Origin of the sequence: Haloactinopolyspora sp. (genome assembly GCF_027324685.1) — a bacterium.
Taxonomy (GTDB): domain Bacteria; phylum Actinomycetota; class Actinomycetes; order Jiangellales; family Jiangellaceae; genus Haloactinopolyspora.
Map to the genome: position 1 here is coordinate 50,634 of NZ_DAHVSH010000015.1, position 13,995 is coordinate 64,628.

12 protein-coding genes are annotated in these 13,995 nt (G+C 70.7%); 8 read left to right on the plus strand and 4 right to left on the minus strand.

Features of this window, described 5'->3' with window-relative positions; genetic code table 11:
* Nucleotide 1: 1 nt before the first annotated feature.
* The 5 genes from M6444_RS02405 to M6444_RS02425 are packed head-to-tail and all read left to right on the plus strand — an operon-like array spanning nt 2 to nt 5,332.
* Nucleotides 2–904 (plus strand): MoxR family ATPase, encoded by a 903-nt coding sequence (locus M6444_RS02405; protein WP_298322647.1) that lies wholly within the window; start codon nt 2–4, stop codon nt 902–904.
* Nucleotides 901–2,058, plus strand: a complete 1,158-nt coding sequence (locus tag M6444_RS02410; RefSeq protein ID WP_298322650.1) for a VWA domain-containing protein — start codon at nt 901–903, stop codon at nt 2,056–2,058. The genes M6444_RS02405 and M6444_RS02410 overlap by 4 nt, the downstream gene beginning before the upstream one ends.
* Nucleotides 2,051–3,163 carry an XdhC/CoxI family protein gene (locus M6444_RS02415; protein ID WP_363326212.1) on the plus strand — a complete coding sequence of 371 codons (1,113 nt, stop codon included), beginning with the start codon at nt 2,051–2,053 and terminating at the stop codon, nt 3,161–3,163. The genes M6444_RS02410 and M6444_RS02415 overlap by 8 nt, the downstream gene beginning before the upstream one ends.
* The gene (locus M6444_RS02420; protein WP_298322653.1) at nt 3,160–3,729 is read left to right on the plus strand and encodes a nucleotidyltransferase family protein; all 570 of its coding nucleotides are present in this window, start codon (nt 3,160–3,162) and stop codon (nt 3,727–3,729) included. Before M6444_RS02415 ends, M6444_RS02420 begins: the two co-directional genes overlap by 4 nt.
* A gap of 55 nt (nt 3,730–3,784) precedes the next feature.
* Nucleotides 3,785–5,332: a DUF222 domain-containing protein gene (locus M6444_RS02425; protein WP_298322656.1), complete on the plus strand. Its 1,548-nt coding sequence runs from the start codon at nt 3,785–3,787 to the stop codon at nt 5,330–5,332.
* A 45-nt stretch (nt 5,333–5,377) separates the two neighbouring features.
* Here M6444_RS02425 and M6444_RS02430 read toward each other — a convergent pair whose 3' ends face one another.
* The 4 genes from M6444_RS02430 to M6444_RS02445 form a co-directional block, all read right to left on the minus strand.
* Nucleotides 5,378–6,553: a site-2 protease family protein gene (locus tag M6444_RS02430; RefSeq protein ID WP_298322659.1), complete on the minus strand. Its 1,176-nt coding sequence runs from the start codon at nt 6,551–6,553 to the stop codon at nt 5,378–5,380.
* Between the two features lie 88 nt (nt 6,554–6,641).
* Complete coding sequence (locus tag M6444_RS02435; protein ID WP_298322661.1) at nt 6,642–8,063, minus strand: DUF1116 domain-containing protein; 1,422 nt, start codon at nt 8,061–8,063, stop codon at nt 6,642–6,644.
* Nucleotides 8,060–9,547 (minus strand): hypothetical protein, encoded by a 1,488-nt coding sequence (locus tag M6444_RS02440; protein ID WP_298322665.1) that lies wholly within the window; start codon nt 9,545–9,547, stop codon nt 8,060–8,062. Before M6444_RS02440 ends, M6444_RS02435 begins: the two co-directional genes overlap by 4 nt.
* Complete coding sequence (locus tag M6444_RS02445; protein ID WP_298322669.1) at nt 9,544–10,377, minus strand: DUF2877 domain-containing protein; 834 nt, start codon at nt 10,375–10,377, stop codon at nt 9,544–9,546. The genes M6444_RS02440 and M6444_RS02445 overlap by 4 nt, the downstream gene beginning before the upstream one ends.
* A gap of 73 nt (nt 10,378–10,450) precedes the next feature.
* On the opposite strand from M6444_RS02445, the gene M6444_RS02450 reads away from it, so the two are divergent.
* The 3 genes from M6444_RS02450 to M6444_RS02460 all read left to right on the plus strand — a co-directional run bounded on the left by M6444_RS02450 (nt 10,451) and on the right by M6444_RS02460 (nt 13,941).
* On the plus strand, nt 10,451–12,208 hold the full coding sequence (locus M6444_RS02450) for a PucR family transcriptional regulator (protein WP_298322671.1): 1,758 nt from the start codon (nt 10,451–10,453) through the stop codon (nt 12,206–12,208).
* Between the two features lie 70 nt (nt 12,209–12,278).
* Nucleotides 12,279–13,442, plus strand: a complete 1,164-nt coding sequence (locus tag M6444_RS02455; RefSeq protein WP_298322674.1) for a Gfo/Idh/MocA family oxidoreductase — start codon at nt 12,279–12,281, stop codon at nt 13,440–13,442.
* Between the two features lie 61 nt (nt 13,443–13,503).
* Nucleotides 13,504–13,941, plus strand: coding sequence for a PPOX class F420-dependent oxidoreductase (locus M6444_RS02460; RefSeq protein ID WP_363326208.1), 438 nt, complete (start codon nt 13,504–13,506; stop codon nt 13,939–13,941).
* The last annotated feature ends 54 nt before the right edge of the window (nt 13,942–13,995 follow it).

Consider the following 13,995-nt stretch of genomic DNA (forward strand, 5'->3'; position numbering starts at 1 on the left):
CATGGTGGACACTGCGTACACAGGTGACATCGCCTCGCCCGAGGAGCTCGCGGCACGCCTCGACGAGGCCGGTTATCTCGCCGACGACGGGTTGGCCACTGCCGCGTTCCTGGCCTTGCGGATGTGCCGGCCGCTGTTCGTCGAAGGTGCGGCGGGCGTGGGGAAGACCTCGCTCGCCCAGGCGCTGGCGGTGGTGCTCGACGCGCCGCTGATCCGGCTGCAGTGCTACGAGGGCGTCGATGCCGCTCAGGCGCTCTACGACTGGGATTTCCCGCGCCAGGTGCTGCATCTGCGTGCGGCCGAGGCCGCCGGGGTCACCGACGTCGGCCGGATCGAACACGAGTTGTACGACCGGCGCTTCTTGCTGGCCCGCCCGCTGCTGCAGGCGCTCGAGACGACGCCGTCGGTGCTGTTGGTCGACGAGGTCGACCGCGCCGACGACGAGTTCGAGGCGTTCCTGCTCGAGGTGTTGTCCGACTTCACGATCTCCATTCCCGAGATCGGCACCATTCGCGCCGAGACGCCGCCGACGGTGATCGTCACCAGCAATCGCACCCGCGAGGTGCACGACGCTCTCAAGCGGCGCTGCCTGTACCACTGGCTGGCGCATCCGACGTTCGAGCGCGAGGTCGCCGTGATCCGCCGCCGGCTCCCCGGCATCAGCGAGCGGCTGGCCGACGACGTCGCGCGGGCGGCGCACCGGCTGCGCGACGCCGGGCTGCTCAAACCGCCCGGACTGGCCGAATCCATCGACTGGGCGGCGGCGCTGTCTGCGCTGGGCGCCACCGAGCTCGATGCCGACCTGGCATCGCGCACGCTGGGCGCGGTGCTGAAGTACCAAGAGGACACCGAGCGGGTGCTGGAGTCCGTCGGCGACCTGGTGATCAGCGGGGGCCAGCCATGATCACCACCGATGCGCCGCGCGACGCCGTCGAGGTGATCGTCGGTTTCGCGCGGCGGCTGGGCCAGGACGGTTTGGCGGTCCCGCCGACGAGGGTGCACGCGATGCTCGAGGCCCTCGGCGAGCTCGGCGCGGAGTCGTTGGGCGCGGTCTACTGGGCCGGGCGGGTGACCCTGTGCGCGTCGCCGGAAGACATCGAATGCTACGACCGGACGTTCGCGGCGTACTTCTCCGGGCGACCGCCGCCTGCGGTCCGCCGAACCGCCGTGACGCCGATCTACCGCCCCGGCGCGGTCCCGGCCGACCCGGCCGCCCCCGGGCAGGGCGACGACGTCGATTCCCCGCCGCAACGCCTGGCCACGGCGAGCCGTATCGAGGTGCTGCGCCACCGTGACCTGGCCGGGCTCACCGCGGACGAGAAGGCCGAGGTGCACCGCTTCATCAGCGCGCTCACCCCGGCCGTGGCCGACCGGGTGTCCCGGCGGATGCATGCGGCGCCGTCAGGACGCGTCGACCCCCACCGCACGGTCCGAGCGATCCTCCGCCACGGCGGCGAGCCGGTCGACTTGCGCCGGCAGCGTCCGCTGCGGCGGTACCGGCGGGTGGTGTTCCTGGTCGACGTCAGCGGCTCGATGGCTCCTTATGCCGACACCATGTTGCGGTTCGCGCACGCAGCCTGCCGCACACGGCCTGGCACGGAGGTCTTCACCGTCGGCACCCGCCTGACTCGCGTGACCCGGCAGTTGCAGGGCCGCGACCCGAGCGCCGCGCTGAGCGCAGCGATGGCTGCGGTGACGGACTGGAGCGGCGGCACGCGCCTGGGCGATGAGTTGGCGGCGTTCCTCGATCAGTGGGGGCAGCGCGGCACCGCGCGCGGCGCCGTGGTCGTCATCGGCAGCGATGGCTGGGAACGAGGTGACCCGACGCTGCTGGGGGAGCAGATGGCCCGGCTGGCCAGACTCGCGCGGGCGGTGGTGTGGGTGAACCCGCACCGCGGCCGGGAAGGTTTCGTGCCCAGCACGGGCGGGATGCGAGCGGCTCTGCCGCACCTCGATCACCTGGTCGCGGGCCATTCGTTGGCGGCGTACGAAGAGCTGGCCGGGCTGCTGGGCGGTACGGGCCAGGCACGTGAACGACATGGGGGCCGTCATGCGTGAGGTGATGAAGGAACTCGTCGAGACCGTGGACAGTGGGCAGCGCGCTGGTCTGGTCACCGTCGTCCGGACGTTCCGATCGGCGCCCCGGCCTCCGGGCGCCGCGCTGGCGGTCACGCCTACCGGCGCGGCTGTGGGCAGCGTGTCAGGCGGGTGCATCGAGGGGGCGGTGTACGAGCTGGCCGGCGAGGTGATCGCCGGGCGGGCGCCGACGCTGCAACGTTACGGCGTCAGCGATGACGACGCGTTCGCGATCGGGCTCACCTGCGGCGGGATCATCGACGTGTTCGTCGAACCGGTGGATGCCGAGACCTTCCCGGAGCTGCCGGCGGTGTCGGCGGCCATCGAGGCCGGCGAGCCGGTCGCGGTGGCGACTGTCGTCGGCGGGCCCGGCCCGGTGGGGGCGCACCTGGTGGTGTGGCCGGACCGGGTGAGTGGCACGTTGGGCGGCGAGCGCCTCGACGACGCCGTCGCCGCCGACGCCCGCGGCATGCTCGACCAGGGCATGACCGGTGTACGGCATTACGGCGCCGACGGTGAACGCCGGATGGACGAGCTGGAGATCTTCGTCCATGCGTTCGCCCCACGCCCGCGGATGTTGGTGTTCGGGGCCATCGACTTCGCCGCCGCCCTCGTGCGAGTCGGCCGGTTCCTGGGCTACCACGTCACCGTGTGCGATGCGCGTCCGGTGTTCGCGACCCCTCGGCGGTTCCCCGATGCCGACGAGGTCGTGGTCAGCTGGCCGCACGACTTTCTCGCCAGCGCCACGATCGACGAGCGGACCGTCATCTGCGTGCTCACACACGACCCGAAGTTCGACGTCCCGCTGCTGGAGGCGGCGGTGAAGTCGCCGGCCGCCTACATCGGCGTGATGGGCTCGCGGCGCACCCACGACGACCGGATGGCTCGGCTGCGCGAGCGCGGGGTGAGCGCCGACGACCTCGCGCGGCTGTCGTCGCCGCTGGGCCTCGACCTCGGGGCACGAACTCCGGAGGAGACCGCGGTGTCGATCGCCGCGGAGATCATCGCGGCTCGGTGGGGCGGCACCGGTCAGCGGCTGAGCAAGCTCAGCGGACCGATCCATCGCGATCACGGCGAGTCGTCGTGATCCCCGCGGCCGCTGCGGGCCTGGTGTTGGCCGCCGGGGAGGGCCGGCGGTTCGGCGGGCCGAAAGCCGTCGTCGAGCTGGACGGCGAACGCTTGGTCGACCGCGCCGTCCGACTGCTCGCCGACGGCGGGTGCGCGCCGGTCGTGGTCGTCGACGGGGCGGTACGGCTGACGGTTCCCGGGGCGAAGGTCGTGCACAATCCGGACTGGCGGACCGGGATGGGGTCGTCGGTGCGTGTCGGGCTGGCGGCGCTGGCGGCAGAGGAAGCCAACGCGGCCGTGGTGGTGCTCGTGGATCAACCGTGGCTGGGGTCGCGATGCGTGCGGCGGTTGCGGGAAGCGCGCGCCGGCGGTGCGTTCGTCGCCGCGGCGACCTATGACGGCAGGCGCGGTAATCCGGTCCTGTTGGCGCGCGAGGTATGGGACGACGTCGCTGCCGCCGCGCACGGCGACCAGGGGGCGCGCGGGTTCATGGCTGCGCATCCGGAGTTGGTGACGTTGGTGGACTGTGACGGCACCGGACGCCCCGACGACGTCGATCGGCCGGCAGACCTGGAGCGCCGTTGACCCGGGATGCCAACTCGATCTGGTGATTCGGACTGGTGTTCGATAAGATTGGATCATGGATTCGCCGCCGCCAACCCCGGAGTGGGCCGACTACCCGCCGGGCGTGGAACTGGCGGCGGTGTTGGAAGAGGTCGACGTGGCGGGGCTGGACGACGACTCGCCCGTGGTGGACCTCATCGTGGCCGTGGAGCGTCAGGTCGCGCATCTGCGAGCGGTGCAGATGCGGGCGATCGTGGAGCTGTCGCAGCGGGAGAACTACCGATTCTGCGGTGGGTGTGACGACGACGCGGAGATGCACTCCACGCGGCATTGGCACGACCCGATCCGCGCTGTGGGATCGGAGCTCTCCGCGGCGCTGTCGTGTACGCCGGCCCAAGCCGATGCCCGCGCGGCGTTGGCGGTGGAGCTGACCGACGACTTGCCGGCCACGCTGGACGCACTGGACGCGGGACGTATCGACGAGCGCCGCGCCGAGCTGATCGCGAGTCGTACACGGGTCCTTGAGGGCGACAAGCAGCGCTTGGTGGAGCAGCGAATCCTGCCGGACGCGGGGCAGCTGACCACGCGTCAGCTGGCCCGGCGGCTCGATCGTGAAGTGATCGCCGCCGACCCGGCCGCAGCCGAGCGGCGCCGGCAGGAGGGCCAGGCCAGGCGCAGAGTGGAGATGCCGCGCTCATACCCAGGCGGGGACGGCATGGGCGAGATGGTCCTCGTCGGGCCGATGGAGGACCTCGCGGCGCTCTACGCTGCCATCGACGCCGCCGCACGGTCCGCGCGCAGTGCCGGTGACCAGCGCACCCTGAATCAGCTTCGGTTCGACATCATCACCGGACTCGGCTGGAACGCGCTGCGGTCCGGCTTTCTCGGTGGGTGTCGCCCCACACCCGGCACCAGCGGACCGGACGAGGGCGACTGCGACTCCGATGACGCAATCGACGCCGACGACGCACCCGACGGCGACAGCGGCCAGGATGCTCCTGAGGCACCGCGTGCCGGTAGCGGCTGCTGCCGCGGCGACGGATACCGCACCGATTCCCGCCAGCACGGACGTGCAGCCACCGTGAACGTCACCATGGCGTTGTCGACCCTGCTCGGCCGCGACGACCGGCCCGCGGAACTCGAAGGCTACGGGCCCATCACGGCCCAGGCTGGACGGATGATCACGACCAAAGGTGCCGGCCTGCGGCGCATGCTGACCGATCCGGTCGACGGCCAACTGTTGGAGTACGGCCGCACCAGGTACACGCCCCCGCAAGCACTGATCGATTTCATCATCGCCCGCGACCGGACGTGCCGTTTCCCGACCAACGACACGCCCGCGCGCGCCTCGGACATCGACCACCGCATTCCCTACCAGCGCGGCGGCACCACCGGGGCCGGCAACAATCAAGCACTGGCGCGCCGCTTCCATCTCGACAAGACCTTGCACGGCTGGGAGCTCTATCAACCTGCGCCCGGTGTGTACGTGTGGGTCAGCCCCGCCGGGCGCATCTACCGCACGCTGCCCGAAGTCATCGGATTCATCGAAGAATCGCCGCCTGGGCCAGAGCCGCCGCCGGATCCGGAACCGTTGCCTGATCCGCTCGAGGCCCCACCGTTCTGACCCGCCGGACAACCTCGTCCTGAGGGCCACGACGGGCTGGTGAACTCACGGCAGCCACGTCCGCGCGGCGGCCTCGCGGCTGCCGGACGAGTCGAACGCCTGCAAACCTCGCACCTGAACAGCGCGGCTGATGTCGCTGGGCGAGATGATGCCGACGACGCGATGCTCGTCGTCGAGCACGACCGCCCGCCCGTCGGTGCCGTGCTGCATCCGTCGCAGCAGTTCCACCAACGGCTCGTTCGGCTCGCTGATCGGCAGCTCCTCCGGTGGGCAGGCGATGTCTCGAAGCCGGGTGGTCGCGCGGTCCTCGTGGCGCACCTCCCGGACTCGGTTCAACGTGACCAGCCCCAGCAGGCGCCGATCGGCGTCGAGCAACGGGTACGAGGAATGGCGGTGCGTCCATGCCTGGTCGGCGATGAACCGGTCCAGCGGCAGGTCCGGATCCACCGCTATCGGGTCGGTCGTCATCACGTCACCCGCGCGGACGCCACGCAGGGTCTCGCTGAGCCGGCTCTGGTACTCCTCGGCGGTGGCGACGTTGACCAGGAACAGCCCGATGAGCACCAGCCAGAGTCCACCCAGCCCAGGTGTGAAGAGGACCTCCACGATGCCCAGCACGATCAGGAACACCCCGAAGAACCGCCCGGCCTTGGCGGCGGTCACCGCCGCTCGTGCCCGATCGCCGCGCCAGGCCCACAGCGCCGCGCGCAGCACCCGGCCGCCGTCCAACGGGGCTGCCGGGATCAGGTTGAACACGGCGAGCAGGACGTTGATGCCCGCGAGATAGGCGAACATGCCGACCACCAGATCGTCGGCCCCTGCGGCCAGCAGGATCGCGGCCACGATCATCGAGACGACCGCGGCGGCCAGGCTGGTCAGTGGCCCGACGACGGCGATGCGGAAGTCAGCTCCCGGGGTCCGGGGCTCGCCTTCGAGTTCGGCGACGCCGCCGAGCAGCCACAGCGTGATGCGCCGCACGTTGATCCCGTTGCGGATCGCGACGACGGAGTGCGCAATTTCGTGCGCCAGCAGGGAGACGAAGAACAGGATCGCCGTCACGACCCCGGCGACCACGTAGGCCCACGTACTGCGGTCCGGATACACAGCCGGGAACCGGCCAGCGGCCAGTCCGACCACGATGATCGCGCCGATCACCAAGACGCTGACATTGAGCCCGACCCGAACGCCGTAGATCGTCCCGAGACGTATCGACTCCCGCATCACGCCTCACCCACCTTCCCTGGTCATCCGATGATGTTGGTGTACCCGGGAGCGCGCCGGCTCAACGGCGACGTATCACCATTGTCGCTCAGGCCGGCGGCGCAGCGAGATCAGCCAGCGCGGACAGCGCCGCGGTGAAGCACGCTTGCGGCGGCTTGACCAGACCGGCGCCGACCTGGCCGGTGCCCGCCACGCGGCCGGCCATGCCGGTGTTGATCTGCGGCAGGATGCCCGTGCGAGCGACGCGCGTGACGTCGATGCCGGTCGGGGCGCCGCGGAAGTCCAGGATGGGGAATGCGTAGGCAGGATTCTCGGCCAGCGTGATCTCGTACATGAGCCGGCTGGTCGACAACGCGTCGGGCACACTGCCGCCGACGAAGCGCACGATCGCCGGCGCCGCCGCCATCGCGAAGCCGCCGAGCCCCATCGTCTCGGTGATCGCGGAGTCGCCGATGTCGGGGTTGGCGTCCTCGGGCCCATATCCGGCGAGGTACAGGCCGGCTGGGGTCTCGGCCGGCGCAGTGAACCACTGCTGGCCGGTGCCCGAGACCTGGATGCCGAACTCGGTGCCGTTGCGCGCCATGGTGGTCACGACGGTGCTGCCCGGGATGTCCGCGGCCGCCGAGGTCTGCAGTTTCGCGGCCGGCATGACGAGATTGAGGAAGAAGTGGTCGTTACCGGCGATGAACCGGGCCACGTCCGCGGTCTGCGAGGACGCCGCCGTACCGGCGACGAGATGGGGCAACAGTTCGCGCAGCAGCATCAGCGTCCCGGCCCGGTTGCGGTTGTGCCCTTCGTCGCCCATCTGCACCATCTGCGCGACGATGCCCTTGATGTCGAGGCGACCATGGGCGCGAACAGCCGCGTGCAGGACCGGGCCGAGCACGTCGCTCATCCAGTGCAGCCGTTCGATGACCTCAGGGGAGTAGGCGCCGTACCGTAGGACCTTCCCGAGGCCTTCGTTCAGTGAGCACCACGCGGTGGCGTCGTTCGCCTCGTCACGCAGTTCGAAGACCCACATCGACGGCGACAAAACACCGGCCATCGGGCCGACCGCACCGTGATGATGGCATGGCTCCAACGTGATGCCGCGGCCGTCGGCCAGCATCCGTTCCGCCTCGCTCGGTGAGTCGCTCAAGCCCTCGAACAGAATCGCGCCGATCAGGGCGCCGCGCATCGGCCCGGAGGCTTCGTCCCAGGTCAGCGGCGGTCCGGCATGCAGGAACCGACCCGGCTCCAAGCCCAGGGCCGCATGTGCCGGACGGACATCGACCAGCTCGGCGGTGGAGGCCAGCATCCGCTCGACGGCTCGGTCGTTCGCCGCGCTGCGACGTGGGTCGGCCATCACCCGCATCAGGCTCGCCTCGGTTCCCGGCCATGGCGGGCGCCAATCGACGCTGGTGACGGGCACGGCCTGCGCGAGTAGCGACTCGGTGAGCAGCTCGACACCGGCGGTGACGGCGCGCGGTGCCTCGTCGAGCAGGCGGGCGCGGCTTCGGGCGGCGTTCATGAGCCCGCCTGGACGAGTCCGACCGCGGTGCGGGCGGCCTCGGCGTTGGACAGGTGAACCGACGCGCCGGCCGCGGCCAGGGCGTTGGCCTGACGTTCGAGTCCCTGGGGGTCGTCGGTGGTGCCGATGAGCGAGACGACGACGGCCAAGTCGGCACCTCGAGCCTGAGCCCGCTCACGTGCTCGGCTGATCGCCGGCGCCAGATCGGAGACGGGATCCGGATGGGCACCGTGGCCGAGCACGACATCGAGCAGGACGACCCGGCTGCCCGGCTCCTCGGCCTCGGCGAGCAGCCGCTCGATCCGCTGCGAACCGTCGATCATCGGGTGCGGGCGGCCCCGGGTGAGCTCGTCGTCCCCGAAATCGATCATCACGTGACCGTCTGCGTGCAGGTCGCCGCCCAGCTGCCAGTCCGGCCGCAGCGCGACGTTCGAGCGAATCGGTCCGAGCGCGGCGCTGGCGATCACCATCGCCTCGTCGCACAACGTGCCGCCGGAGAACAGACCGGTGACGCGACCGTACGCTCCCAAGCGCGTCATCGGCGCCGGCCACGAGCGCGGCGGGCGCCAGCGACCCCCGGCGGCCGTGACGACGGAATGAGCGGCCGCGGTGAGGTCGGGCTGGCCCAGGCCGAGCAGCGCGAACACGACCGGCTTCGCCGCAACCGCCGCCTTGGCCCGTACGGCGTCGGCGACGTCGGGCGCCGGCGGCTTGCTGATGACCACGATGATCTCCGTCGACGGATCCGCGGCGAGCAGGTCGAGCGCCGCGATCGTGGCGGCCCCGCCGACGGGAGCGGACAGGTCGCGCCCGCCCACCCCCAAGCAATGGCTCACGCCGACGCCGGCGTCGTCGATCAGGCACATGACCTGCTGCGCACCGGTTCCAGAAGCGGCCACGACCCCGACCGGCCCGGGGCGCACGACGTTGGCGAAGCCGAGCCCCGCGCCGTTGATCACTGCCGTCCCGCAGTCCGGTCCCATCACCAGCAGGCCACGACGTGATGCCTCCTGCTTGAGCCGGATCTCGTGGGCGAGCGGGACGTTGTCGGAGAAGACCATGACGCTCAGCCCGTGCTCCAAGGCGTCCATCGCCTCGACGAACGCATACGGCCCAGGAGTCGAGATCACCGCGATGGTGGCCCCGGACCGGGCGGCGGCCGAGCCGACGGTTCGCGGCTGCGCCTCGCTGTCGAACCCGCCGTGCGCTGCGGAAGGACGCTCGGCTAGCGCCGCGTCGACGGTGGTGAGGGCCCGTTGCAGTGCTTCGGGCTCGTCTGCGTGGACGGCGACGAGCAGGTCGTTGGGGCCGGCACCGGCCGGCGGATCGAACCCGAGGTTGCCGAGCAGGTCGAGATTGAGATCGGTGGCCATGGCCACGAGTGCGGCCACGACGCCGGGCTCCGCCGCCACGGTCTGACTGACCTGCATCAACGCCACGGAGTCGTGGTAGGCGCCGGCGCGGAGCTCGAGATGACGTGTCATACGGGCCTCCGGCGGCGCAGCGCAGCCACCGCGCCGAGATACATCGCCGCACCCGAGGTGTGACCCACCCGGAGCAACGCCTGGCCCGAGGCGGTCAGATCAGCTCCCGGAGTGCCGAGTGCCTCCACGAACCGCGTGAGCTGCCGCACGGCCAGACCGGTCTGGGCCAGGTGCAGCAAACCGGCCGACAGCGCCGTCGTCCGTTCGAACGGACGCCCGGCGGCGATGGCCGCGGCCAACGACGAAGTGGCCGCATCTCCAGCGGCGTGCAAGGCCACCAGCGCAGCGGTGAGCACGTCGTCGCCGGCCGGGGTGAGACCAGGGCCGAAGCCGAGCAGCGCCTGGACCGGCGCGGCCAGCGCGGTCGGTGACACCGCGCCGCCGGCGAGCACCATGGCGAGCTCGTCGGCGTACTCGACGAGCGCCGGCGGCAGGTCCGGCGTCGGACAGCCCGCGGCACGGGCGAAGCAGCTCCCGGGGTCGGTGAGCACGGGCGGGCGAACCGGACGCCACCGGATCGTCGTGACGACGGCACCGGGGAGCTGGACCCGCCCGGAACCGACGGCCACCACCGTCCCCACCTCTGCGTACGGCACGGAGCCGTCGACGGTGAGCGCACATGGCAGCGCCCCGCCAGCCCCGGCCGTCACGCAGACGACCTGCGGTGCCGCGGCCTCGACCACGATCGCGACCAGGCGTGAGGTGGCGGCGACCACGCGGGCGCGGCGCACGGGCGCGCGGAGCAACGACACCAGTGGGCTACTGGCCACGCCCGGCACGACCTGACCCGACGCGTCGGGCGGATCGGCTGAACACACCGGGACCAGCACCGATGGCTCCGTTCGCGGATCAGTGGACCTGAGGTACTGCCATGAACGTAGCTGGGCCGATAGCGTCACCCGCATGGGAAAACTTGCCAACGATGGTCGCTCGGCTTCGCCGGAGTTGCCAGCAGCCTCCGCCGACGACCGGGCCAGGCACGATTCCCTGCCGGAGCCGGAAGTCACGTGGCCGACGCATGCCGTGCCGGGCTTGACCATCCGCAAGGCCATGGAGATCCCCGCTTTGGCCGGCGCTCGGCTGTTGGCCGGTGCAGGTGGTCTCGAGCGCGTGGTGCAGCGCGCCAACATCATGGAGGTGCCCGACATCCTGCCGTGGGTCAAGCCGCACGAGTTGCTGCTCACGACCGGGTACCCGTTGCGCAACACGCCGCAGGGGCTGCCATCGCTGGTGGTCGACCTCAACGCCCGCGGGGTGGCGGCCATCGGCGTGAAGCTGCACCGCTACCTCAGCCAGTTGCCGGGCGAGATGATCGAGGAGGCCGACCGGCTGGGGTTGCCGCTCCTGCTCCTGCCCGACGCGGTCGGCTTCGACGACATCTTGAACCAGGTCCTCACCGGTGTGCTCAATCGGCAAGCCTCGGCGCTCGAGCGCTCGTGGGAGGTGCACCAGGCCTTGCTGTCGGTGGTCCTGGAAGGCGGCGGACTGCGGGAACTGGCGGTCAAGACCTCCGCCGTGCTCGGGGTGTCGGTGTTCATCACCAGCTCCGACGGCCGGGTCCTGGCAGAGGCCGGCTCGCCGGAGGAGCTCGCGGCCTGGCGCGACACGGCGTGTTTCGACTCGGCCGGGCGGTTCCGCATCGAGGATGGCCGCGGCGGTGTGCACACCCACGCCGACGTGCCAGGACGCCATGCGGTGGTGCCGATCGTGGCCGGGCGGGTCGATCACGGCAGGATCGTGGCCTTCGCCCGAGGCCGCGAGATCGACCGCAGCGACGTCATGGTGCTCGAACGGGCTGCGACGGTCGCCGCGCTCGCGGTGAACAAGCAGCTCGCCGTCACCGCTGTGGAGAGCAAGTATCAAGGTGATTTCCTGCGCGACGTCCTGGCTGGGCGGGGCGGCGGACGAGACCAGGTGGTGGCGCACTGCGAGTCGTTGGGCTGGGACGTCGACCGCGAGCTGGTGGTCGTGGTGTCCGAGCTCGACCCGGAGGACACCCCGGCGGCGGTAGCCGGTCCACAGCGCAGGCCGGTGCAGGAGCGGTTCACCGTCGCCTGGCAGAACGTCGTTGCCCGCCGCGACAGCCGCGCGGCGGTGGTCGGCTTCACCCAGGAAGTCGTGGCGTTGCTGGCGCCGAAAGTTTCGCGGGACCCCGACACCCTGGTGCGCGAGGTGGTCCGCCAGGTAGCTAACGAGGGCGGTAGCGGGCGCCGCTCGTTCTCCACCGGGGTCAGCCGGCTCGTCCGTGATCCCGCGGAGCTCCCGCACGCCTACGAGCAGGCCCGGCGCGCGGTCCAGGTCGGGCGCCAGCTCAACGGTGCCGGCTCACTCGCGCACTTCGACGGCCTCGGCTCGTTCCGGCTGCTCAGCCTGATCGAGGACCGAGAGGAGCTGCGTGGCTTCGCCCGCGAGACTCTGCACGAACTGGCGCGTCCGGACGACGACGAGATGGAGGACCTGCGCAACACGCTGAAAGTGCTGCTGGAGACCAATCTCAACGTCGCCGAGGCCGCGCGGCAGCTGCACTTTCACTACAACACCTTGCGGTACCGGATCGGCAAGCTGGAGCGGATCGTCGGGCCGTTCACGACCGACCCGGAGCTGCGCCTCGACCTCGCGCTGGCGTTGAAGGTGCTGCAGATGCGCGGCGTACCCCGGTGATCGACACGACCTACGATGGCTCGGGCGACAGCGGAGGCCTGTCGATCACCGCGTAGAGGAGAGTTGCGTCATGACCGACCTGTCGATCGGCGTGGTCGGCCTGGGGACACGGTCCGGGCTCGCACTGCATGCACACCACCCGGAAGCAGGATCGGCGGTGGTGGCTGTGTGCGACCCCGTCGAAGCGCGGCGGCAGCGCGCTCGGGAGACCTACGGCGAACAGGTTGTCGCCACTGCCGATCACCGCGACCTGCTCGATGCCGGCCTGGACGCGGTGTTCGTGCTCACACCGGACCACGTGCACGCCGGGATGGCCATCGATTTTCTGGCCGCCGGCGTGGCGGTCTACGTGGAGAAGCCGTTGGCGATCAGCGTCGACGACTGTGACGCGGTCCTGCACGCGGCGCGCGAGACCGACAGCCTGCTCTATGTCGGGCACAACATGCGTCACATGCCGGTCGTGCAAGAGATGCGCAGGCTGGTTCTCGACGGCGCGATCGGTACCGTCAAGGCGATCTGGTGCCGGCATTTCGTCGGGCACGGCGGTGACTTCTACTTCAAGGACTGGCACGCCGACCGGCGCTACACCAACAGCCTGCTGCTGCAGAAGGGCGCCCACGACATCGACGTCATCCATTGGCTGGCCGGCGGTTTCGCTACCCAGGTTCAAGCCATGGGGACACTGGCGGTCTACGGCGACATCGACGACCGGGCTTCGCGCGGCGACGAGCTCATGCACGATTGGTACGACCCGGAACACAACTGGCCGCCGCGGTCGCTGCGCGGCCTGCACCCGGTCATCGACGTCGAAGACCTCAGCCAGGTGAACCTGCGCTTGGACAACGGTGTTCTCGCGACGTACCAGCAATGCCATTTCACCCCGGACTACTGGCGCAACTACACGGTGATCGGCGATCACGGCCGGATGGAGAACTTCGGTGACATGGACGGCGCGGTGATCCGGGTGTGGAACGCCGGCCGGCACGGCTACCGGGCCGACGCCGACCTCGAGGTTCCCGTGGCCAGCGGCACGGCCGGGCATGGTGGAGCCGACGCGCGCATCGTGGCCGAGTTCCTCGACGCCGTGCGCCACGGCACCGCCACCATCACCTCACCGGTGGCGGCTCGCCAGGCGGTTGCGGCGGGCTGCGCAGCCACCGACTCGATTCGCACCGGTGGCCGGATCGTCGACGTCGCCCCGCTGCCGTCCGCTCTGGCACCCATGGCAAGGTGAGGGACTGAGCACGTGCGGTGGTGCTCGATGAACGTCATGTCAGTCGAAGGGATGTCGAGCCGTGGCCAAGCCCCCGCTTCCGCAGGACGTGAGTGATTTCCTCGCGCGGCCCAACCCTGCTGTGATGGCGGCAGTGCGCCCGGACGGTCAGCCGGTCACGGTCGCCACCTGGTACCTGTGGCAGGACGGCCGGGTGCTGATCAACCTCGACGGTGCGCGCAAGCGGTTGGAGTATCTGCGCCACGACCCTCGGGTCAGCTTGACCGCGGTCGACGGAGAAAACTGGTATACCCACGTGAGCGTTCAGGGCCGGGTCGTGGAGTTGCTCGACGACACCGGGCTGGCGGACATCGATCGGCTCGCTCGGCACTACACCGGGAGCCCGTACCCCACCCGCGACCGCGCCCGCGTCAGCGCATGGATCGAGGTTGACCGCTGGCACGGCTGGGGCGCGATGGAGAACACCGACATCGCCCACCATCGGGGTGTGCGCCGCTGAGCGCTTGAGCCATCTGTGTAGGGCCTTGTGACCGGCAGTGGTTGCTGACCGGAG